The organism is Brevibacterium sp. AGC70, assembly GCF_057334195.1.
Window position 1 is genome coordinate 346,195 of the sequence record NZ_JBHFIH010000001.1, and the last position, 21,003, is coordinate 367,197.

Here is a 21,003-nt window from a genome sequence, read left to right on the forward strand (position 1 = left end):
TCGCTGCACCCGCACGAAAGGAAGTGGCCATCTCATGACCGAAGAGATCGGCGTCGTCGGCGCTCGCGAACACAACCTGACCGGCTTCTCCGTCTCTCTGCCGCACAGGAAGCTCATCGGCATCTGTGGTGTATCGGGCTCGGGCAAGTCGTCGTTGGCCTTCGACACCATCTACTCCGAAGCCCAGCGCCGCTACCTCGAATCGGTCTCCCCGTTCACCCGTCACCTCCTCGGCGCGGTCTCTGCGCCCCAGGTCGACCGGATCACGGGACTTCCTGCCGCAATTGCAGTGAAACAGCTTGTGTCGACTCCCCCGGAGAATTCGAGCGTGGGCACCCTGTCACAGGTCTCTGATCTGCTGCGGGTGCTGTTCTCCCGCTTCGGCGACTACCCGGCGAACCAGGGTCGTCTGCTTGCTTCTGCTTTCTCCCCCAACACCGTCGAGGGCGCCTGTCCGACGTGCGCGGCAAAGGGCAGCATCCATGACCTCGACCTCAACGCAGCCGTACCCGACGAGTCACTGACCATTCGCGAGGGTGCCATCGCCGCCTGGCCGGGAGGCTGGTTGGGACGGAACTTCAAGCACCTCGTCGAAACTATGGGCATCGACATCGACGCCCCCTGGAACAGTCTGCCCGCCAAGACCCGCGACTGGCTTCTGACCACCGAAGACACCCCGTCTGTCACGGTCAGGCCGGAGGATCTGCGCGAGTACATCTCCCGCGGTTACACGGGCAAGTTCCGCAGTGCCCGCAGATATCTGCTCGACACGATGATCACGACCGGCAGCGAGACGGTGAGGTCACGCACGGAGGATTACCTCAGCAACGAACTCTGCCCCGACTGCAACGGCAGCCGCATCAATCCCACAGCTCTGTCGGTGACGATCGGTGGCGCCAATATCGCCGAGGTGGCCACGCGCAGTCTCACCGATGTGGCCGTCTCCCTCCATGCGGCCATCGCCTCCGACCTCGACCGTGGCCACAATGCGGCGAAACGGTTCTCCAACGCCACCGATGAGGCGGCTCAGGTCCTCCTCGACGAACTCGACAAACGTACGTCGGTCATCGACAGCCTCGGCGTCGGGTATCTTCCACCTGACCGCTCGGCGGCCACCCTCTCCCCAGGTGAGCTGCAGCGACTGCGCTTGGCGGCGCATCTGCACAGCGGTCTGCACGGCATGGTCTACGTCTTCGACGAACTCTCCACCGGACTGCACCCCAAGGACACCGATCACCTCTTCACCCACATTGAGGCTCTGCGCGATGCCGGCAATACGGTCATCCTCGTCGAACACGATATGGAGCTGGTGCGCCGGTGCGACTGGGTCATCGAACTCGGTCCCGGCGGCGGCGCACGGGGAGGGCAGCTGATGTTCTCCGGCCCCGTCGCCGAGGCACTCGACGGGGAGAGCTCGACCGCCGTCCGCCTGCGCAATGAGGCCCCCAGCGAACCGTGGCGAGCACCCCAGGAATTCGGTGATTGGGCTCGGTGCACCGGACTGTCGGCAAACAACCTCCGCGGTCTGGCCCTGTCCTTTCCCATCGGTGGTCTCACGACTCTGACGGGAGTCTCCGGGGCGGGTAAGAGCTCGGTGCTGCGATCGGTGGCAACACTGGCCAGAGCCGCTGGAGCCTCCCCGTTCGATGGTGAGGAGGAGCCGCCGACGATACCCCGGCGCAGCAGTACTGGTGGTGGCAGCGGTGGTGAGGGAGGAGATCTTGCGAAGGCAGCTGCTGCCGGGCTCGAGGTCTTCGATCGGGTGGTCAGCTTCGATCAGTCCACCATCGGCCGGTCCCCGCGATCGGTCATCGGCACCTATCTGGGCATCTTCGACAAGATCCGCAGCCTGTTCGCGAAGACCGATCCGGCGCGCAGTCGTGGCTTCACCGCCTCACAGTTCTCCTTCAACACCGCCCGGGGACGATGCCCGCGCTGTGAGGGCCTGGGCATCATCACCATCGATCTCGTCCACCTGCCGGCCTCCAGCGGCACCTGTCCCGAATGCGAGGGCCGCCGGTTCACCGAGGAGACCCTCGAGGTCACGGTCGAAGAACTGACCATCGCGGATGTCCTCGATCTGTCGATCGATGCGGCGGCGACGGAATTCGCCGAACGGCTGGGACTCGTCGCCCATTTCGAGGTCCTGCAGAGGGTCGGCCTCGGCGGGCTGCTGCTCGGCCAGTCCTCGGCGACGCTGTCCGGCGGTGAGGCGCAGCGGCTGCGGCTGGCCGCGGTGATGCGGGCCAGGAAGCGACGTGAGCGCTCACTATTCATCCTTGATGAGCCGGCCAACGGCCTGCACCCCAGTGATGCTCGGGTGCTGGGGAAGCTCTTCCGCCAGATTGTCGACGAAGGCGATACGATCCTCATCGCCGATCACAATATGGAGCTGGCCGCCGGCTCCGATTGGCTCATCGACATGGGCCCTGGACCCGGTCCCGACGGCGGTCACGTCGTGGCCTCCGGCCGGCCGGACGAGGTCGCCACGGCAGGTGTCGGGGCCACAGCCTCGGTGTTGACACGTCGATTCGGCACAGCGGGCTCAGGCGCTGCAGACGGCTGACTTCAGCTCCGGCGGGTCAGCCGTCTGTACCCGAAGCCACCTGCCAAACCGGCTCCGGCGAGCGCACCGACAGGGAGGCTCACCGGGGCAATGACCAGCAGCGCTTCCTGCCAGATCCCTGCTATGAGGTCGTTGACGATGATCATGGCGAGGACTCCTCCAATGAACCCGAGCATCATCAGACCGATGACACACGCCCAGAGCCGAGCACCTCGGCGGGCTTCTTTCCCGGTCACTGTCCGAGTCGATTCAGAGTCCAGGTTCCCCACCGCAGACGGCGGACGAGCAGTGCCATTCCCCCGGCGATGACACCCCAGACAGCGTTCGTCACCAGCATGGGGATGATGGCCAGCGGCTGTGCCAGAGGCCCCTCGAGGTGGCCCAGCAGAATTGGGGACAGAATGCCGCTGAGGATGATGGCGCCGAGGGCGTAGACGAGTCCGACGATGCCCCCGCTGAGGAGCGGGTTCGCCGACCGAGACAGCCCTAGGGCCAGCACCCATACCAGTGTCACGAACGCCGTCAGTCCGAGAGCAATGGATTGAGTGGGAAGCCCGGAGCTCTCGAGGGCGATACGCGCCACGGGACGGACGAGGCCGAGCAACCCGAGAATGATGAGCAGAGGCCACTTGAGTTCGCGAAAATACTTCATTCTTCGAGATTAGGGTCATTAGACATCCGGCCGAATCGGCTCACACGCGCGACCGGCGTCGAGTTCTGAGGACCGTCCCGTACGTCGAGAAGCGACATTGCCGGGCGCTTCCAGCGGTGCCCACTGAGGTGAGACGACTCTATGCTGGGATCATGGGACCGCGAAGAACCGACGCCATTCTCGCCGTTGTGGTGGCAGTGTCGCTGGCAGCCATCATTGCACTGGCACAGATCGACGCAGGGACACCGTTGCGGTCGCTGCCATTCGTCTTCGCGCTCGGGTTCGGGGCTGTGCTCCTTCTGCGGCGCGGACTGCCGAGGACCGTCGTCGTCCTCAGCGTCCTGGGGACCTTCGCCTACTACAGCCTCGATCTCGTCCCGATCGGGGTCGCTCTGCCCGTGGTCGCTGCGCTCTTCTCCGTCGCCGAGGTGGGGCTGACCCGATTCGCCGTCGTTTCGGGAGCCGTGGTGTTCCTTGTGTCGACCGGCTTTCGGATTCGTGATGATTCGCTTCCGCTCGGTCGTCTTCTCGGCGCAGAGTCGATCTCAACGATCGCACTCATCGCCGCGGCGATTGCCCTCGGACATGCTGTGGCCACCCACCGACGCTTTCTCGACCAACACACCCAGCTGCTCCGTCTCCAGGACGAGCACCTGCGCAAGGAATCCGAGAGACAGCTCCAGCACGAGAGACTGCAGCTTTCCCGCGACCTCCACGACACGCTTGGGCACAAGCTCTCGGTCATCTCACTTCATGCTGCAGTCGGCATCGAGGCGATCGAACAGGGTCGTCAGGAGAGCTCGGAGGCAGCAAAGGCCCTTGACCGCGTTCGCGCCGAAACCGGAGAGTCACTGAGCGATCTGCGATCCATGGTCCGTCTCCTGCGCTCCGGGGACGAAACGACCCGCACCAGCCTCGGCATCGACGGCATTGAGACTCTCCTCGAACAGGCGAGGTCCATGGGGATCTCGGTCTCATCAACGGTCGGACTCTCACCCGGCCAGGTGCCCTCCCCTGTCGAGACGGTGATCTTCCGCGTCGTTCAGGAGGGAGTCACGAACGTGCTCCGACATGCCTCGGCGACGGCTGTCAGCGTCGAAATCGGACTCAGCGATGACGACGTCACGGTGACAGTCGTCGACGACGGAACTGGAGCCGCCTCCGCTGCCACGCTCGGAGAGGAGAGCACGGGAGGGCACGGACTCACGGGGATGAGCGAGAGGGTGCGCCTCCTCGGCGGACAACTCAGCACTCGATCCGCCCCGAATCGGGGCTTCACCCTGCACGCCACGCTGCCGAGGAGGATCGACTCATGATCTCCATCCTGCTTGTCGACGATCAGGAACTCGTGCGCACCGGACTGCGCCAATTGGCCGTCAGCGATGGCGATATCGAGGTCGTCGCCGAGGCGGCAGATGGTCGAGCAGGGCTCGGCCTCGTGCGACAGCTGGGTCCCGATGTCGTGCTCATGGACATCAGGATGCCCGTGATGGATGGGATCACGGCGACGAGGCTCATCACCGGAGACCCTGGGCTCAATTCCACGAAGGTCGTCATGCTCACGACCTTCGACGACGATGAGGACATCGTGTCCGCCATCCAGGTCGGCGCCAACGGCTACCTCCTCAAGGACATCAGACCGGCCGATCTGCGCTCGGCCATCCGCTCGGTCGCCGGCGGTGATTCTCTCCTCTCCCCGTCGGTGACCAATACGGTGCTGCGACGATTGAACGCCGGGCAGAAGGCGATGCCACGACCCGAGCTGCTCGAGGCGCTCACCGATCGCGAGAGGGAGGTTCTGGCACGCATCGGTCGCGGGGAGTCGAACCAGCAGGTCGGTGCCAGCCTGTTCATCAGCCCGGAGACTGCGCGCACCTACGCCAGCCGTCTGTTGGGCAAACTTGGAGCACGTGACCGGTCACAGCTTGTCGTCCTCGCCTACGAGTCTGGGCTCGTCGTACCCGGAGATGCGGTGCCGGAAGGCACCGACCAGACATGAGTGATCGATCGCGTGAGCTCAGCCGCGTCTGAGGCTGCAGACGACGGTGAACTTGCTGGTGCGAGCGACCTGTTCGCTGGGACCGATGACGCGTTCCAAGGTCTCGCGGTAGTGCAGGTGGGAGTTGTAGACCGTGAAGACCCGCCCGTCGGGTGCCAGCAGCTCGGCCGCTGTGCGCATGAGTCCGGCAGCGGTGTCAGTCTCGATGGTCGTACCCTGGTGGAAGGGCGGGTTGAGCAGAATGAGATCGTGCCCGCCGATGCGCACCGAAGAGTCTGAACCAGTCAGAGCCTGTACATCCGTGGCATCGGCGAGGATGGCCTCGACCTCGAGTCCGTTCGCCTCAGCGGTTTCCCTCGCCGAGGCGACCGCCGCCTTCGATACGTCCACGCCGGTCCCCTTCTTAGCCGCCGTGACCTGCATCGCAGCTGTGAGCAGCCATCCGTTCCCACATCCGAGATCAACGACCGAGTTCGGGAAACCAGGACCTGCCTCGGCGAGTTGAGTCTCGGAGGACTGGGCCTCGGCGGGGCCAGATTCGGCCGCTAGCGCCGTGAGCAGCGCTGCCGAGCCCTCATCGCTTTTGACCCCGGAGAAGCAAGCTCCGTGGGCCCTGACCTGCAGCGGACCTGTGGCCGGATGATCGATTCTGCTGTGCCTGGGGAAGCTCGGCAGGCTCGGTGATGACAGCGTCCGGCTGCCGATGATCATGCGGTGCTTGCCGACACCTGGAGAGACGTCGACGCGGGCGAAGCCACGCGCCAATTCCTTGTTCACGGCTCGGCTCATCGAATCGCTGCGACCGATGACGATGATCGTGGTCACGTGGGCCTGGACGGCAGCGATCGTCTCGGCCAACGCTTGGGTGGCCTTCGGTGCATTGACGATCGCCCAGACTTCTTCCGCTTCCGGGGCGAAGACAGCGAGATCGTCGATGGGGCTGGCCTGATCTGCCACCTCGGCGACGGCGCGTGCTTCGTCCACCCGGTCGTTGTACGTGCGCACAGGTACGATCTCGCTCAGCAGCCGCGACTGCAGTCCCTGGCCGTCATCGACGATGAGGACCTCGTGCGGAAGTCTCACGACCGCCTCGGCGTCCACGAATGTTCCGTCCGTTGCACGCCCGGAGACGTCGAGCTCTCCTCTGCGTCGCCCCAGGACATACTCGGTGAGGATCCTTGCCTGTGGGAATCCCGGAACTGCAGCGAGCTCGGGAAACTGCTCCAGCAGATCCTGACTGCGGTGGCGGGCAGGAGAATCCGGAGACAGGAGGGTAGAAGGCATTCGAACAGTCTAGTCGGACTGAGCCCCTGCTTCAGTCGCGGATGCGCCACCACCGGGAACGACCGTTTCACACAGATCTGCTGTGCAGGTTGAGACGGAGCTACGTGCAGGTTGGGGCAGACTTAGGAGCGTCGCAGCACGCAGATGTGCTACTAATTGAGAGAGCTTCATCCAGTGTCGCATCAGGAGAGATCATGACAATCCTCGTCGGTTATTCCCCCTCACCCGAAGGCAAGGCTGCCGTCACGTTCGGCATCGATCAGGCGAAGGCCTTCGATGACACCGTGATCGTGCTCAACGCCGGCATCGGAGAGACCCCCGACGAACGCGGTGTCGCGACGAATCAGGACATGGACGAGCTCAAAGAGGCGCTGCGCTCATCAAAGGTCTCCCATGAGATCCTGCAGTTCCTGCGCGGCAATGATCCCGTTGAGGAACTCCTCGCCCTCGCCGAGGCGACCGAAGACACCCGCATGATCGTGATCGGATCGCGTCGCCGTTCCCCCGTCGGCAAACTCATCATGGGCTCGACTGCCCAGCGCATCATCCTCGACGCTGACGTCCCCGTCGTCTCTGTCAAGGCCGACAAGAAGGCGTAGGTGCCGCCGCGCCCTCACTCCCTCCCACGCAACGCCTACCAGCCGGTGAGCAAGCTGAGGGTCAGGGCCCGACGATGGCAGCGATGAGATCGTCGACGTCTTCGGCAGCGGTGTCGAAGGCACACATGAGGCGCACGACGTTCTTGGCCATGGGCCAGTCGGCAAAGGCGAACTTCTGCCGAGCTCGTGCTGCGACCTCCTCAGGCATGTGCACGAAGACGACGTTGGATTCGGTCTTCGCCACGATCGAGATTTCGGGTGCACGGCCGGTGGAGATCGCCTCGGCGAGACCATCTGCCAATCGCTGGGCCATGCCGTTGGCATGATTCGCGGAGGTGCGCCACAGGTCACCTTCGTAGAGGGCGCCCAGCTGGGCGGAGAGGAAGCGCATCTTCGATGACAGCTGCAGGTTCATCTTCCGCAGGAACTTCATCCCCTGGCCGATGTCGGGGTTGAGGACGACGATCGCTTCGGCGCCGAGGAGTCCGTTCTTCGTTCCGCCCAGGCTGATGATGTCGACGCCGGTCGCCGTCGTCAGCGATCCGAGCTCAGTGTTCAGGTAGGCCGCGGCATTGCCCAGACGCGAACCGTCAACATGCAGGATCATATCGAGCCTGTGAGCCGTGTCGGCGATCTGGCGAATCTCCTCCGGCGTGTATGTCGTGCCCCATTCGGTCGATTCCGAGATACTCACAGCCAAGGGCTGAGCGTTATGTTCGTTGCCGCGGCCGAGGATCGCGCCTTCGATGATCTCGGGAGTCAGCTTCCCGTCGGGAGTGGCTGCGCCGATGATCTTGAGTCCGCCGACCTTTTCCGGTGCGCCGGTTTCGTCATAGTTGATGTGGGCGGAGGCTGCTGTGATGACGGCGCCCCAGCGGGGCAGCGCCGACTGCAGCGCGAGGACGTTGGCACCGGTGCCGTTGAAGACCGGGAACGCCTGGGCGGAGGGGCCGAAGTGGCCCTTCATGACTTCACCGAAGCGCGCGGTCCAGGGATCACCACCGTAGCCGGGGGTGTGTCCGACGTTGGCTTCCGTGATGGCGGCGATGACTTCGGGGTGTGCGCCGGCCCAGTTGTCGGAGCCGAAGTTGCGCGGATGAGCCGAAGGGGAGGTGTCGACGGGCTGCGGGTCGAGGGGCGTTGCCCGGTCGAGAGGCATCGTCTGGCCGGTCGATGGGTTCTGGGACATCGGTGTCTGATCATTCACACGTTCAGATTAGCCTCCCGCGCCGACCCCGCACAGTCCGTTCCAAAACCACCCGTGGCAACGGGGTGATTTGATGCTGGCAGGACGGGTTGCTGAACTAGCTGGAGGGAAAGCGAGCCCGGGTGCCGGGTGAACTATGCCCCCAAATTGAACGATTGTCGGTAGGCCGAGGGGGTGGTTCCGACGAGCGCTCGAAAATGTTCACGCAATTGTGTTGCCGAGGCGTACCCCACATCGTGGCCGATCTGGTCGATTGACAGGTCTGTATTCTCGAGGAGCTCCTGCGCTCGCTGAACCCGCTGATGCGTCACCCATTTGAGTGGCGTAGTTCCGACCTGCGCAATGAATCTACGAGTCAGCTGTCTCGTAGAGAGCGCGGAACGTTCGGCCAATGCGGCAAGATCCAGGTTCGTGCCCAAACGGGCCTTCGCCCAGTCCAAGGTCTCGGCCAGACCAGTGTCCCCTCGATCAGCGCCGGCCGCATCAACACGGCTGGGCCAATCGACGAACTGCTGCTGCCCGCCGTGTCGCAGCGGTGCCGTGACCATCCGTTTGGCGATCGTGCTCGCCGCGGCCGCACCCAGCTCTCGTCTCACAACATGCAGGCAGGTGTCGATGGCCGCCGCTGTACCGGCCCCGGTGACGACCCGGCCGTTGTCGGTGAAGAGGTTGGCACTGACGACGTCCACCAGTGGGAACCTGCGGGCCAGCTCATCTTCGAACAGCCAATGAGTGCTTGCAGACAATCCGTCCAGGACACCGGTCTCTGCGAGGATGAAGGCCCCGCTGCACAGAGACACCACGAGCGCACCGTTCGCATGCGCTTCCCTGATGGCTCGATGTTCCGCCGAGTTTCCGGTCGATGGAAGCGTCGCAGAGACGATGACGACATCGGCATCGGCGAGCCCCTCGAGACCATGTGTCGATTCGACGCACACCGACGGCCGGTGCTTCGATTCGACCCGGCCCGGGCCGCCGTCCGAGCACACCCGATAGTCGACGAGCGACAGGCCAGCCTCTGAGCGGTCGATTCCGAAAACCTCCGCCGTCACCCCGAATTCGAAGAGCGAGATCCCCTCTCGGATCAGTACTGCCACAGTCCACATGTCATCCAGTATGGCCCTCAACAACGCAGATGTCTCGAAACCGTTGATGAATGTCATTTCAGCCACTCGTCGATCCGCCGTGTTCGCGATTGAGTGAAGATATGACAATGCACCAACAGCTCAGCTCGCGTCTCTCCTCGCGCATCACCGGCGTAGCCGCCGGTCTGGCGTCCGTCGTCGGCGCTGGCCTCATCGGAGTTCCGGCGGCGGTGATCAGCGAAACCGGCTCCGCTGCAATACTCACGTGGATCGTCGCGGCCTTGGCATGTGTCCCTATGCTGTGTCTGTTCAGGGACACTGTGGTGAGTCGACCCGAGAGTCGTGATCCGCTGCGAGACACGGTGCGTTCGGGCCTGGGCCGAACGGCAGGAGACATGGTGCCGCTGCTGTTCGGAATCGTCGTGCTCGTCGGTCTGCCGGCGGGATCGGTGATGGCCGCCAGGAATCTCTCAACCATCACGGGATCAGCACTGCCGGAGAGCGTGACTGCCATCGCGATCCTCGCAGTCGCTGTGGCGACGAACCTGCTGGGCAAACACGTCGGTCACCAGGTGGAGAGGATAGGGACAGTGGCCCTCATCCTCTCCCTGGCCGGAGTGGTCGTGTGGTCGACTCTCCATTCTCAGCGAGTCCCCGAGATCTTCCCCGACGGAGGAGACGTCTTGCTGGTCCCCGTCGGTTTCATGGTGGCCTTCTGGGCCTTCATCGGCTTCGAGAACCTCACCTTTCTGGCTCGGGATCTGCCCGACCCCAAACGAGAATTCATGCCCATCGCATTGACGAGCCTGGGTCTCCTGCTCCTCCTCACCACCTCACTGACCGTCGCGGTCCTCGTCCTCACGCCCAGAGCGGATCCGGTCACCGGGGTCGTCGACGCGCTGCGCACGACTCCCTACGGCGACGCCGCCGCATTGGTCCTCGCCGCATCCGGAGCAGTGGGGATGCTTCTCAACTCGGTCGCCTGGGTCCGCGGTGTCGGACTGGTCATCGATTCTGCCGCCAGGGACGGGATCCTCCCCCACAGCGTCGCTGGGCGCGACAGGCTGAATCCGCGGCGCGCCATCACGATCATGAGCTGCGGCTTCGCGATATCGCTGGTGCTGCTCCAACAGAAGCCGACCCTGGTCATCGATATGCTGGCCGCAGCCAGCGGAGTATTCATCGTCATCTACACCTTGTGCATCCTCGCCTACGTTCGAGCCTTCGGTCTCAGGGTGTCGACCGTCGCCAACCTGGCACTCGTCCCTTTCCTCCTCTGGTCGCTTGCGTCTTCCGGGTGGAGAGCAGCGTTCCCGCTGGCCGCCGTCCTCATCGCGTGGGTCATTGTTCGTGTGGGAGTCCGCAGGACGAGTGTGCCGGAGATGCACGAAGCCCGCCTCCCCTGAGGGAGACGGGCTTCGAAACTGTGCTTCAGCCGAAGCTATACTTCAGACGACTCAGGCGAGGAGTTCGCGCATGAGGTCGGCGGTTTCGGTCGGGGTCTTGCCGACCTTCACGCCTGCAGCCTCAAGGGCTTCCTTCTTCGCCGCAGCGGTACCTGAGGAGCCGGAGACGATGGCACCGGCGTGGCCCATGGTCTTGCCCTCGGGCGCGGTGAAGCCTGCAACGTAGCCGACGACCGGCTTCGTCACGTTGTCCTTGATGTAGGCAGCAGCACGCTCTTCAGCGTCTCCGCCGATCTCGCCGATCATGACGATGGCTTCGGTCTCGGGATCATTCTCGAACGCTTCGAGCGCATCGATGTGCGTGGTGCCGATGACCGGGTCACCACCGATTCCGATGGCAGTGGAGAAGCCGAGGTCACGCAGTTCGTACATCATCTGGTAGGTCAGCGTGCCGGACTTGGAGACCAGTCCGAGCTTGCCCTTCTTGGTGATGTTGGCAGGGATGATGCCTGCCAGCGATGCCTCTGGCGAGATGATGCCCGGGCAGTTGGGTCCGATGATGCGGGTCGCATTGCCTGCGGCCTGAGCACGCGCCCAGACTTCGGCGGCGTCCTGGACCGGGATGCCCTCAGTGATGATGACGAGCAGACCGATCTTGGCGTCAACAGCTTCGATGGCCGCATCCTTGGAGAATGCCGGCGGCACGAAGGCCACGGAGACGTCGGCACCGGTGGCTTCCATCGCCTCGGCGACTGATCCGAAGACGGGCAGCTCAATTTCGTTGCCGTCTTTGTCGTTGTGCTTGACGGTGGTGCCGGCCTTGCGGGCGTTGACACCGCCGACGACGTTGGATCCTGCTGCGAGCATGCGCGCAGTGTGCTTGGTTCCTTCGCCGCCAGTGATGCCCTGGACGATGATCTTCGAATCGGAATTCAGGAAGATAGACATTTATGTAAAGACCTTTCCTTACTTGGCAGCAGCCAGTTCGGCGGCCTTATCGGCTCCACCGTCCATGGTGTCGGTCAGAGTGACGAGTGGGTTCGCGGCTTCCTTGAGGATCGCACGTCCCTCTTCGACGTTGTTTCCGTCGAGGCGGACGACGAGCGGCTTGGTGGCCTGGTCGCCAAGGATCTCGAGAGCCTTGACGATGCCGTCGGCCACTGCGTCACAGGCGGTGATTCCGCCGAAGACGTTGACGAAGACTGACTTGACCTGCTCATCGCCGAGGATGACCTCGAGCCCGTTGGCCATCACCTCAGCAGAGGCACCGCCTCCGATGTCGAGGAAGTTGGCAGGCTTGACGTTGCTGTGCTTCTCACCGGCGTAGGCGACGACGTCGAGGGTCGACATGACGAGTCCGGCACCGTTTCCGATGATTCCGACTTCGCCGTCGAGCTTGACGTAGTTGAGGTCGAGCTTCTTGGCTTTGAGCTCGAGTGGGTTCTCTGCGCTGTCATCGCGCAGCTCCTCGTGCTCAGGCTGGCGGAAGTCGGCGTTCTCATCGAGAGACACCTTTCCGTCGAGCGCGATGATGTCACCGGCACCGGTCTTGACCAGCGGATTGACCTCAACGAGGGAAGCGTCTTCCTTCTCGAAGACGGTCCACAGGGACATCAGCACGGGGGCAACCTTGGCGGCGGTCTCCGCGTCGAAGCCTGCTTCCTTGGCGATCTCTTCGGCCTTCGCAGCATCGATTCCGTCGATGGCAGAGACTGGGATCTTGGCGAGCGCTTCCGGACGTTCCTCGGCGAGCTGCTCGATCTCCACTCCGCCTTCCTTGGAGCACATGGCCAAGTAGGTGCGGTTGGACCGGTCGAGGAGAACCGAGAAGTAGTACTCTTCAGCGATGTCTGCACCTTCGGCGATCATCACCTTTTCGGTGATGTGGCCCTTGATGTCGAGACCCAGGATGTCCTTGGCGCGAGCTTCGGCTTCTTCAGGATTCTTTGCAACCTTGACGCCGCCGGCCTTGCCGCGGCCGCCCATCTTGACCTGAGACTTGACGACGACTACTCCGCCGCCGAGTTCTTCGGCTGCCTTCTTCGCTGCTTCTGGTGTCGTCGCGACCTGAGCCTTGAGCACGGGCACTCCGTGCTTCTCAAACAGGTCACGTGCTTGATACTCGAAAAGATCCACGTGTATTCCTTCGTTTCTACTGCCGGGTCTTTTGGCCCCGCAGGTGCGTTGACGGATGCAACAACCATGACCACTTTATTCCCAAGTGGCCCCGTCCATCCAAACGTGCAGGCCAAATCAGCCGATGAGTAAGAAATATCTCGGTAAAAAGTATCTTTGGCACAAAGAATCTTGATCTGGACGTAAAATCGAAACATGGACGAGGTTGATCGGATTGTCGCGGCGTGGCGCCACGAGCGCCCGGATCTCGACGTGTCTCCGATGGAGATACTCTCCCGCGTCTCACGGCTGGCCCGCCAACTGGATTTGGCACGGAAGTCCAGCTTCAGCGACTACGACATCGAGGGGTGGGCCTTCGACGTGCTCTCCGCTCTGCGCCGTTCCGGTGAGCCCTATCAGCTCTCCCCCTCAACTCTGCTGCAGGAGACACTGGTCACCAGCGGCACCATGACCAACCGCATCGATCGACTCGTCACCGCCGGCTGGGTCGAACGACTGCCAGACCCCGGAGATCGCCGAGGTGTGCTCGTGCGGTTGACGGCCGATGGCCGCGCCACGGTCGACTCCGCCCTTGCCGACCTGCTGGTCAAGGAGCGTGAGATCCTCAGCGACCTGACTCCAGCAGGACGTCGCAAGCTCGCCTCACTGCTGCGACAGCTCTCGACCGGATTCGACGCCGACGAGAGCTGAGCCCCTGTCACAGGGCGAACTCGGGCAGACGCAGACCGATCGCAGGAAGAGTTCAATGACGAACGAGAAGGAGATGTCATGACCGACGCGAACCTCACGAACTGGACCGGGGTCAAGCCACCTCGGCGGGAGACGATCCACGGGCGCTATGTCGACCTCGAGCCCCTCGACCCCCGGCTGCATTCGGATTCGCTCTTCGCAGCAGCCTCGGCGGACGGATCGGATGAGCGTTTCCGGTACCTGCCGCAGATGCCGCAGACAGCACGTGAGGACTTCGACGAGTGGATTCACACAGCGTCCGAATCGCCCGATCCGCTGTTCTTCGCCGTGGTCGACCGCAGCACCGGGCGGGCCGAGGGGCGACAGGCGCTGATGCGCATCGATACGAACAACGGCGTCATCGAGATCGGCAACATCCTGTGGGGACCGGCCCTGTCGCGGACTCGAGGAGCCACCGAGGCGTTCTTCCTCTTCGCCGACCTTGCCTTCGCCAGTGGGTACAGGCGCTTCGAATGGAAGTGCGACAACGGCAATGCCCCGTCGAAGAAGGCAGCGACGCGTTTCGGCTTCACCTTCGAAGGTCTGTTCCGACAGCACCTCGTCATCAAGGGCCTCAACCGCGACACCGCATGGTTCTCCATCATCGACACCGAATGGCCCAGTCTGCGCGCGGCCTATGTGCAGTGGCTCGATGAGGCCAACTTCGACGAAGCCGGAGAACAGAAGGTCAGCCTGAGCGATCTCATGCCGAACCGAGCACAGTAGACACAAGCACAGTAGACAGCAGACAACACACGAGCCCGATGCGAGCCGAGCAATTCGGCCCCAGCAATCCGTCCCTAGCAATCCGTCCCCAGCAATCGGGCCCAGGCCAGCGCGTCCACCGGTGCGAGCGCGACCTCTCGGATTAGGCTGGAAGTCGAGACCGGGCCCCGGGTCCGGCACCGCCACGACGACCACCTCACGAGGAACCATGCGAATTCGCTCTCTTGCCCTCCTGACCACCGCCGCAGTGCTGGCCACGATGACAGCCTGCGTTCCCACCTCGGAGGAGACCCGCCCCGAACCGCGACCCTCCGTCAGCGAGGAGGAGGTCACTCCGGTCGAGACCCCCGATGACGCCCCGAAGGTCTCCATCGTCGATTCCTCTCCCGGAGGTGCGAAGGACGCTGATCCCCTGTGGCAGGGTCTCGCCGAGGCGGCCGCGAACAAGTCCGAGGCCTACCTCAAGGTCTACGTCCACACCGGCAACCCCGACGTTCCCGATTCGGGTGAGGCGACCATCACCGCCGACACCCCGGACAGTGTCAGCGTCACCGTCGATGCCGAGAGCGTCGACACCGAGAAGTCACCATTCCTGCTCATCCAGGGAACCTTCACCGTTGAGGAGATCGGCGGATCCGCGTACACACTGAAGGCGAAGAACTCCGATGACATTCCGGAGCTCGATCCGAAGGGCCCTGATGATGAGGCTCGCTGCACCGCCGAGGACGCTCAGGACCGAATCTCGCTGGCCGCACAGGATCTGGCCGATGATCCCGATAAGCGTGAGGACTTCCGTCAGCAGTGGGGCGCCTCTCCTCAGGTCTGGTGGGGCATCCAGAAGACCGCGAGCAGCCTCAACCAAGAGGGTGGAGTCGCCGGTGACTTCCTCACCGAGGCCTGCGGGGAGTATCTTCAGCAGTAAGGCAGACATCTCCCAAGTCGCATGAGAGGCCCCCACCCCATGAGGATCGCGATCGTCGGAGCAGGCATCGGCGGACTCTCAGCCGCCGTGGGGCTGCAGCGGGCCGGGGCACAGGTCACCGTGTTCGAAAGGTCCGCCGACATGCGTGCCGGTGGTTCGGGCCTGTCCATCTTCGCCAATGGGCTCAGGGCTCTCGAATCTCTGGGCCTCGGCCCTCAGTTCACAGCGATCACTGACAGGCAGGCCGAGTCCTTCGCTGCGGGCCAACGACGCCCCGACGGACGCTGGATCGCACGCCTTCCCACCGACAGCGTCGGAGAGCTGCGGATCGTCGACCGAGCCGACCTGCATCGGATGCTGCTCGATGCCCTCGCTGAGGGAACCGTGCGCATCAACGCCTTGGTCACCTCGGCGAGCATTGAGGGCACGATGACTATCCGGCCCGGGACGGACGTGGAGTCTGAAGAAGCACAGTCGGACGCCGGGGAACGCTTCGATCTCGTCATCGGTGCCGATGGTCTCAACAGCCAGGTGAGAGAGTCCGTCGAGTCCGGAATCGGACCTCGCTATTCGGGATATTCGTGTTGGCGTGGAATCACCGAACGCCCGGTCGACCTCGATGGAGCCGCTGGCGAGACCGTGGGGCGGGGCCTGCGCTTCGGCATCGCTCCGCTCAAGGACGGGCGCGTGTACTGGTTTGCGGTGGCGAACATGCCCCAGCACGCGAGTTTCGCCGATGAGAAGGCGGCTGTGCGGGACCTGTTCTCCTCCTGGCATGCACCGATCGCTGATCTCATTGCCACGACGCCGAGTGACCGAATCCGGCGGACAGCGATTTCAGACCTGGCCACTCCCCTGGCGACCTACCACCGGGGACACGTCGTCCTCCTCGGTGATGCGGCCCATGCGATGACCCCGAATCTGGGTCAGGGCGGCGGTCAGGCCCTCGAGGACGCAGCGACGCTGACCGCGCTGCTGGCACCGGTCATCGCGGACTCGTCGGGACCAGTGTCCCCAGCGGACTCGGTGAGCTCAGCGGGTACGTCGACGTCAGCAGGAGTAGTCGACGTTCAGCTGCGGCGCTACGACCGGCTGCGCAAGAGGCGCAGTCAGTCGATTGCAGCGAAGTCTCGAATTCTCGGTGCCATCTTCCAGATGCAGTCACCGTTCCTGTCCGGAATCCGAGATGCGATCTTCTCTGCCGTGCCTGCACAGGTCACGGCGGCCCAAGCCGCCAACGTACAGAAGTGGAACCCGCCGAGCGCCTGAGCTGGCAGATCAGGCCCACGGCCGATGAAGCCTTCGCGACCAACGGTCATTCCGACGCCGGCTGGGACGCACAAGTCCTCGATGAGTTCGAGGCGCTAGTTGTCGAACTCGCGCCGCTGGCTCAGCGGCTGACGAACGTCCTGACACGATTCGAGGGAATGCGGCACCGAGGTCTGAGGCCTCAGCCTTCGAGTGCCCGATTGTAGGCGTCGACGACCGAGGGCAGGAAATACCCCAGAAGCACAGCAAGCGCCGTGACCAGGCAGGCCAGACCGAGCCACAGGGATCCGGCGATGACGCTGAAGGCGAAGACGATGACGAGCAGTTCGAATGCGATCGCCGCCGGCCGGGCCCAGCGATGCAGTTTCCATGATCCGCGCGCTGCAGCGGCCACGCCGGCAGCAAAGATGAGGAACATGACTGCCAGTCCCAGCAGTGAACCTGCAAGTGCTCCTGCGCTGAATGCGGTGAGGATGAATGACAGGGCGGACCCCAGGAGGGCCAGCACCTGAATCCCGAGAACCACAACGACCAGCAGCATCGCTCGTGGGGTGGGAACACCGTGACCGTCAGACGCCGACGAATCGCCCGTGCCTGTTGATCGTCCCGACGCCGATGAACCACCCGACGACGAGGAGCCGCCGGGTGTGTTCGAACGCTTGTCCCGTGAACTCAAATATTCACCCGGGCGAACCCTGGAATGAGGATCTCGTCGAGCATGCGCTCGCGCACATCGAGTGGCAGGAACGCCGCGGTGACAGCGTTGACGGTCGCCCACTCAAGGTCGGTCTGCGTCCAGCCGGCCTCATCGACGAGCAGACGCATCTCACGCGTGACCGACGTCGCTGACATCAGTCGGTTGTCCGGGTTGATGGTGACGGCGAAGCCCAAGTCCTTGAGGCCGGTGATCGGGTGAGAGGCGATGGTGCCGCCGATGTCGGTCTGCAGATTCGAACTGGGGCACAGCTCGAGCGGGATCTGCTGATCGAGAACCCAGGCAGCCAGGCTGCCCAGCTGACCTTCGCCTTCGACGATATCCATGTCCTCGACGATGCGGGCACCGTGGCCGATGCGCTGGGCATGGCAGATGGTGAGTGCTTCGTGGATCGAGTCCTTGCCGGCAGCCTCACCGGCGTGGATCGTCACGGGCACATAAGCCTGGTGGAGTGCGTTGAACGCGGACAGGTGCGCCGAGGGCGGGAAGCCGTTCTCCGGGCCGGCGATGTCGAAGCCGACGACTCCGGATTCGGATCCCTTCTCGCGGTGTCTGATGGCCAGTTCTGCAATGGCCATGGAATTGTCCGCCTGGCGCATGGCTGTGATGATCTGGCCGACGCGGATGAACTTGCCGTCGGAGGATGCTTCGATGACTCCGGCTTCGAGTCCTTCCTGAACGGCTTCGACGACCTCATCGAGTTCGAGTCCGCCTTCAAGGTGCTGCTCCGGAGCCCAGCGGGCCTCAGCGTAGAACACCCCGTCGGCGACCTGGTCGAGGACCCATTCCTTGGCCACCCGCATCAGGCCCTCACGGCTCTGCATCACGGCAGCCGTGTGCGAGAAGGTCTCGAGATAGCGGACCAGATCACCGGAGCTCGCGGAGTCGTGGTACCACTTGGCCAGCGCATCCGGTTCGGTGGCGGGCAGTTCGTGGCCGACAGAGGCGGCCAGTTCGATCAGCGTGGCGGGGCGAAGGCCACCGTCGAGGTGATCATGGAGGGAGACTTTGGGCAACTGCAGGATCGGGTCGTCTGCTGCGACACCAGCGGGATTATTCAACACCCGCACAGCTTATCGGATCAGCGTGGAAGAACGATGTGCGAAACGTGCCCCACCGTCGATGTCACCGCCGTCGATGCCTCACTCCGGTGCTCAGGATTTCCTTGGATCGATGTCCCCGCTCTTGATCCGCTCCCGCAGATCGGCGATGCTGCGCCCTGCGTCGGAAGTCTGGCTGAGGAAACCGTCCTCGGCGGCGACCCTCACACCGCCGTTGTCGATCGTGCCCTTGTAGCGGCGGTCGGCAACAAGGAATCCACCCATCTCGGTGGGATCCTCTTTCGAGGCTTCGGCCACCTCGTCGGGATTCTTGCTCTGCGGCCATTCGGGGAACATGCTCCGCAGCCCCCTGCGGATGTTAGGTTCGATGGTCGCGATGATCGTGTCGCTGAAGGCCCCTGGTGCTCCATACCAGATGACCTTCGGCAGAATCGGATCGCTGCCCTTGTCGTCCGGCTTCGGCTCGTCGGTGGTCAGAGCCTGCTGCTTCTCGGTGGCCGCGGTGACCACTCCCATCGCAGCCGACGACCCGAAGGGGACGACGACGTCGACGTCGGAATCATGGGCTGCGTCGAAGAAGTCCTTCCCCGCATCGCTGGTGTCGGCCACAGTCCGATCATCGACTGCCCTTTCCCGGAAGGACTTCACATGCTCGACGTCCTCATCGGCTTCGTCGTTGTAGAGGTCGACCCCGGCGTCGAAGGCGTCGAGTATCTTCTTCGCCTGCGGGAACCCTCGTGATACGACCGTGCCGACCTCGCCCGACTCGCTGGCTGTTGCCGCAATGTATCCGGCGATGAAGGCCGGCGGCACGAGGTCGAAGTCAATGCTGAGCACATTGTCTGGGAAGTCATCGTGACCGCTGGCCACACCCAGGTAGAGGCTCTTCGAGTGGGTTCTGGCCTGGTCTGCCAGTTCGTCGGCGCCCCCGGGGCCGAGCACCGTCGTCAGCGCGCAGTCCTTATCCTTCATCCTCGTCAGCGCCGCCGAGGTGGCCGCTGAGTTGGTCACCCGCTGGCTCGATGTCGCGGAGAACAGTCCGTGGGACCGCGCCAGCTCCGTCTCTGCCAGGGTCAGTGCCCCGGCCGAATGGTCGTCGAAGCCGGCTGGGGCTGAGATCATGCATCCGAGTGTTTCGTCCTCGACAGGTTCGGGGGCCGACATCGAACAGGCGCTCACGGCCACCAGGCTCAACGCACTGAAGCCGGCGCCCAGCACCGTGCTCATGACCTTTGTTCTCATGTCTCCAAGATTATCGGTTCTATCTGTGTCCCCGGTGGGGCATCAGTTCCGCTCGAGGACCTTCAGCGCGGTGGCGGTGAATATGCGGGCGGCGATCTCGACGCTGTCTTCGTCGATGAGCAGGTCGCCCTGGTGGATGTCGTACGTTGTGCCGCCGGGGGTGCGGGTGCCCATGCGCACCAGGGCCCCGGGGCAATGCGTGAGGTACCACGCGAAGTCCTCCCCGCCCATCGACTGCGGGGTCAGCTGGACGGAGTTCTCGCCGAGTTCTCCGCGGACTGCGGACTCGATGAGCGCGACCTGGTCTTCGGTGTTGACCACCGGCGGAACACCCCGGCGATGGTCGAGGTCGACGGTGACCCCGTACGGACCGGCGATCCTCTCGACCAACTCGGGAAGCACCTCGGCGACCTGGTTCCAGCCGTCGACGTCGAGACAGCGCAAAGTCCCGCGCAGAATTCCCTCACTGGGAACGACGTTGGCCGCGTGACCGGCGCTGATCTCGCCCCACACGAGGGAGATCGCGTGGCGCGGATCGATGAGACGGCCCAGCGTCGAGGGCAGGTCGGTGGCGAGTTTGCCCAGCGCGTAGACGAGGTCTTCGGTCAGGTGGGGCCGTGAGGTGTGCCCGCCGTGGCCTGAGAGACGGATGATGACGGTGTCGCCGGCCGCGGTGATGGCGCCGATGCGGGAGCCGATCCGACCGACGTCGACATTGGGGTCGCAGTGGACGGCATAGACCTCGGGCACATCGTCGAGGACACCCTGGGAGATGATGCGCAGCGCCCCGCCAGGGGTGACTTCCTCGCCGGGCTGGAAGATGAGGCGGACGCGTCCGCCGAGCCCGCCGGGTGTGGATTCGTGAAGTCTCTGCAGAGCGATGCCGGCGCCGACGAGTCCGGTCAGGTGCACGTCGTGGCCGCAGGCGTGTGCCACACCGGGCACCGTTGAGGCGAAGTCCTCGTCGATGAGGTCATCGATGGGCAGAGCGTCGATGTCGGCTCGAAGCCCCAGTGCGATCGGACCCTCGCCGACTTCGCAGACGACGCCTGTGCCCTCGAGCCGCCGAGGTGACAGACCGGCCGCTTCAAGACGTCGGATGATCTTGTCCGTGGTGTCGAACTCCTGGAAGGACAGTTCCGGGTGCGCATGGATGTCACGGCGGAAATCGATGAGCTCTGCACCGATCTCAGCAATTGTCGAGCTGATCACGTCTGGTCCTTCTGGGAGCGCGACGCCGCCTGGGCGCGTTTGGGATATCTGAGACATTGACTGCAATGCTAAGCACTCGGCGTCACATTTGGGCGCACTGCGACCAAATTCGACATACTCCGCCTGCGACGCCAGCCTCGGAGACCGGATACATCACTTGCCTACAGCAGGTCGTCGAGGCCGCGCTCACCGG

20 protein-coding genes are annotated in these 21,003 nt (G+C 63.8%); 9 read left to right on the forward strand and 11 right to left on the reverse strand.

The window, feature by feature from the left end:
• Window positions 1-34 precede the first annotated feature (34 nt).
• Window positions 35-2,566 carry an excinuclease ABC subunit UvrA gene (locus ACE03M_RS01565; RefSeq protein WP_485932372.1) on the forward strand — a complete coding sequence of 844 codons (2,532 nt, stop codon included), beginning with the start codon at window positions 35-37 and terminating at the stop codon, window positions 2,564-2,566.
• A 2-nt stretch (window positions 2,567-2,568) separates the two neighbouring features.
• Here the strand turns inward: ACE03M_RS01565 and ACE03M_RS01570 are convergent, their stop codons facing one another.
• On the reverse strand, window positions 2,569-2,802 hold the full coding sequence (locus ACE03M_RS01570) for a hypothetical protein (RefSeq protein WP_143924149.1): 234 nt from the start codon (window positions 2,800-2,802) through the stop codon (window positions 2,569-2,571).
• Window positions 2,799-3,218 carry a hypothetical protein gene (locus ACE03M_RS01575; RefSeq protein ID WP_485932374.1) on the reverse strand — a complete coding sequence of 140 codons (420 nt, stop codon included), beginning with the start codon at window positions 3,216-3,218 and terminating at the stop codon, window positions 2,799-2,801. Before ACE03M_RS01575 ends, ACE03M_RS01570 begins: the two co-directional genes overlap by 4 nt.
• Window positions 3,219-3,370: 152 nt before the next feature.
• On the opposite strand from ACE03M_RS01575, the gene ACE03M_RS01580 reads away from it, so the two are divergent.
• Window positions 3,371-4,534 carry a sensor histidine kinase gene (locus tag ACE03M_RS01580; RefSeq protein WP_485932376.1) on the forward strand — a complete coding sequence of 388 codons (1,164 nt, stop codon included), beginning with the start codon at window positions 3,371-3,373 and terminating at the stop codon, window positions 4,532-4,534.
• A complete protein-coding gene (locus ACE03M_RS01585) occupies window positions 4,531-5,217 on the forward strand; it encodes a response regulator (protein ID WP_485932377.1) in 687 nt (228 codons plus the stop codon). Before ACE03M_RS01580 ends, ACE03M_RS01585 begins: the two co-directional genes overlap by 4 nt.
• Window positions 5,218-5,235: 18 nt before the next feature.
• Here the strand turns inward: ACE03M_RS01585 and ACE03M_RS01590 are convergent, their stop codons facing one another.
• On the reverse strand, window positions 5,236-6,501 hold the full coding sequence (locus ACE03M_RS01590) for a class I SAM-dependent methyltransferase (RefSeq protein ID WP_485932378.1): 1,266 nt from the start codon (window positions 6,499-6,501) through the stop codon (window positions 5,236-5,238).
• Window positions 6,502-6,695: 194 nt separating this feature from the next.
• Here ACE03M_RS01590 and ACE03M_RS01595 point away from each other — a divergent pair, with 194 nt between their 5' ends.
• Window positions 6,696-7,100, forward strand: coding sequence for a universal stress protein (locus ACE03M_RS01595; protein WP_143924154.1), 405 nt, complete (start codon window positions 6,696-6,698; stop codon window positions 7,098-7,100).
• A 61-nt stretch (window positions 7,101-7,161) separates the two neighbouring features.
• Here ACE03M_RS01595 and ACE03M_RS01600 read toward each other — a convergent pair whose 3' ends face one another.
• Both ACE03M_RS01600 and ACE03M_RS01605 read right to left on the reverse strand, forming a co-directional pair.
• A complete protein-coding gene (locus ACE03M_RS01600; protein ID WP_485932380.1) occupies window positions 7,162-8,307 on the reverse strand; it encodes a threonine aldolase family protein in 1,146 nt (381 codons plus the stop codon).
• Between the two features lie 134 nt (window positions 8,308-8,441).
• Window positions 8,442-9,413 carry a GlxA family transcriptional regulator gene (locus ACE03M_RS01605; protein ID WP_485932382.1) on the reverse strand — a complete coding sequence of 324 codons (972 nt, stop codon included), beginning with the start codon at window positions 9,411-9,413 and terminating at the stop codon, window positions 8,442-8,444.
• Between the two features lie 101 nt (window positions 9,414-9,514).
• Between ACE03M_RS01605 and ACE03M_RS01610 the strand changes: the two genes are divergently transcribed.
• Complete coding sequence (locus ACE03M_RS01610) at window positions 9,515-10,798, forward strand: APC family permease (RefSeq protein ID WP_485932384.1); 1,284 nt, start codon at window positions 9,515-9,517, stop codon at window positions 10,796-10,798.
• Between the two features lie 51 nt (window positions 10,799-10,849).
• Here ACE03M_RS01610 and sucD read toward each other — a convergent pair whose 3' ends face one another.
• Together sucD and sucC are read right to left on the reverse strand one after the other, a co-directional pair.
• Entirely contained in the window at window positions 10,850-11,746 is an 897-nt protein-coding gene (gene sucD, locus ACE03M_RS01615) for a succinate--CoA ligase subunit alpha (protein WP_485932385.1), read from the reverse strand.
• 18 nt (window positions 11,747-11,764) lie between these two features.
• A complete protein-coding gene (gene sucC / locus ACE03M_RS01620) occupies window positions 11,765-12,934 on the reverse strand; it encodes an ADP-forming succinate--CoA ligase subunit beta (RefSeq protein WP_143924159.1) in 1,170 nt (389 codons plus the stop codon).
• A gap of 195 nt (window positions 12,935-13,129) precedes the next feature.
• Between sucC and ACE03M_RS01625 the strand changes: the two genes are divergently transcribed.
• The 4 genes from ACE03M_RS01625 to ACE03M_RS01640 all read left to right on the forward strand — a co-directional run bounded on the left by ACE03M_RS01625 (window position 13,130) and on the right by ACE03M_RS01640 (window position 16,580).
• Window positions 13,130-13,624: a MarR family winged helix-turn-helix transcriptional regulator gene (locus ACE03M_RS01625; protein WP_143924160.1), complete on the forward strand. Its 495-nt coding sequence runs from the start codon at window positions 13,130-13,132 to the stop codon at window positions 13,622-13,624.
• 78 nt (window positions 13,625-13,702) lie between these two features.
• Window positions 13,703-14,389: a GNAT family N-acetyltransferase gene (locus ACE03M_RS01630; protein ID WP_485932387.1), complete on the forward strand. Its 687-nt coding sequence runs from the start codon at window positions 13,703-13,705 to the stop codon at window positions 14,387-14,389.
• Between the two features lie 208 nt (window positions 14,390-14,597).
• Complete coding sequence (locus ACE03M_RS01635) at window positions 14,598-15,311, forward strand: hypothetical protein (protein ID WP_143924162.1); 714 nt, start codon at window positions 14,598-14,600, stop codon at window positions 15,309-15,311.
• 39 nt (window positions 15,312-15,350) lie between these two features.
• Window positions 15,351-16,580, forward strand: coding sequence for an FAD-dependent monooxygenase (locus ACE03M_RS01640; RefSeq protein WP_485932389.1), 1,230 nt, complete (start codon window positions 15,351-15,353; stop codon window positions 16,578-16,580).
• A 181-nt stretch (window positions 16,581-16,761) separates the two neighbouring features.
• Here ACE03M_RS01640 and ACE03M_RS01645 read toward each other — a convergent pair whose 3' ends face one another.
• The 4 genes from ACE03M_RS01645 to ACE03M_RS01660 all read right to left on the reverse strand — a co-directional run bounded on the left by ACE03M_RS01645 (window position 16,762) and on the right by ACE03M_RS01660 (window position 20,810).
• Window positions 16,762-17,256 carry a hypothetical protein gene (locus ACE03M_RS01645; RefSeq protein WP_485932391.1) on the reverse strand — a complete coding sequence of 165 codons (495 nt, stop codon included), beginning with the start codon at window positions 17,254-17,256 and terminating at the stop codon, window positions 16,762-16,764.
• On the reverse strand, window positions 17,253-18,359 hold the full coding sequence (locus tag ACE03M_RS01650; RefSeq protein ID WP_143924165.1) for an adenosine deaminase: 1,107 nt from the start codon (window positions 18,357-18,359) through the stop codon (window positions 17,253-17,255). Before ACE03M_RS01650 ends, ACE03M_RS01645 begins: the two co-directional genes overlap by 4 nt.
• Window positions 18,360-18,449: 90 nt before the next feature.
• Window positions 18,450-19,598 carry a BMP family ABC transporter substrate-binding protein gene (locus ACE03M_RS01655; protein WP_485932393.1) on the reverse strand — a complete coding sequence of 383 codons (1,149 nt, stop codon included), beginning with the start codon at window positions 19,596-19,598 and terminating at the stop codon, window positions 18,450-18,452.
• Window positions 19,599-19,640: 42 nt separating this feature from the next.
• On the reverse strand, window positions 19,641-20,810 hold the full coding sequence (locus ACE03M_RS01660; RefSeq protein ID WP_485932395.1) for an amidohydrolase: 1,170 nt from the start codon (window positions 20,808-20,810) through the stop codon (window positions 19,641-19,643).
• Window positions 20,811-21,003 lie beyond the last annotated feature (193 nt).

Coding starts and splice junctions, on each gene's coding strand:
- ACE03M_RS01565 (WP_485932372.1), top strand. CDS start 35: ATGACCGAAGAGATCGGCGTCGTCGGCGCTCGCGAACACAACCTGACC.
- ACE03M_RS01575 (WP_485932374.1), bottom strand. CDS start 3,218: ATGAAGTATTTTCGCGAACTCAAGTGGCCTCTGCTCATCATTCTCGGG.
- ACE03M_RS01580 (WP_485932376.1), top strand. CDS start 3,371: ATGGGACCGCGAAGAACCGACGCCATTCTCGCCGTTGTGGTGGCAGTG.
- ACE03M_RS01585 (WP_485932377.1), top strand. CDS start 4,531: ATGATCTCCATCCTGCTTGTCGACGATCAGGAACTCGTGCGCACCGGA.
- ACE03M_RS01590 (WP_485932378.1), bottom strand. CDS start 6,501: ATGCCTTCTACCCTCCTGTCTCCGGATTCTCCTGCCCGCCACCGCAGT.
- ACE03M_RS01595 (WP_143924154.1), top strand. CDS start 6,696: ATGACAATCCTCGTCGGTTATTCCCCCTCACCCGAAGGCAAGGCTGCC.
- ACE03M_RS01605 (WP_485932382.1), bottom strand. CDS start 9,413: ATGTGGACTGTGGCAGTACTGATCCGAGAGGGGATCTCGCTCTTCGAA.
- ACE03M_RS01610 (WP_485932384.1), top strand. CDS start 9,515: ATGACAATGCACCAACAGCTCAGCTCGCGTCTCTCCTCGCGCATCACC.
- sucD (WP_485932385.1), bottom strand. CDS start 11,746: ATGTCTATCTTCCTGAATTCCGATTCGAAGATCATCGTCCAGGGCATC.
- ACE03M_RS01625 (WP_143924160.1), top strand. CDS start 13,130: ATGGACGAGGTTGATCGGATTGTCGCGGCGTGGCGCCACGAGCGCCCG.
- ACE03M_RS01630 (WP_485932387.1), top strand. CDS start 13,703: ATGACCGACGCGAACCTCACGAACTGGACCGGGGTCAAGCCACCTCGG.
- ACE03M_RS01635 (WP_143924162.1), top strand. CDS start 14,598: ATGCGAATTCGCTCTCTTGCCCTCCTGACCACCGCCGCAGTGCTGGCC.
- ACE03M_RS01640 (WP_485932389.1), top strand. CDS start 15,351: ATGAGGATCGCGATCGTCGGAGCAGGCATCGGCGGACTCTCAGCCGCC.
- ACE03M_RS01655 (WP_485932393.1), bottom strand. CDS start 19,598: ATGAGAACAAAGGTCATGAGCACGGTGCTGGGCGCCGGCTTCAGTGCG.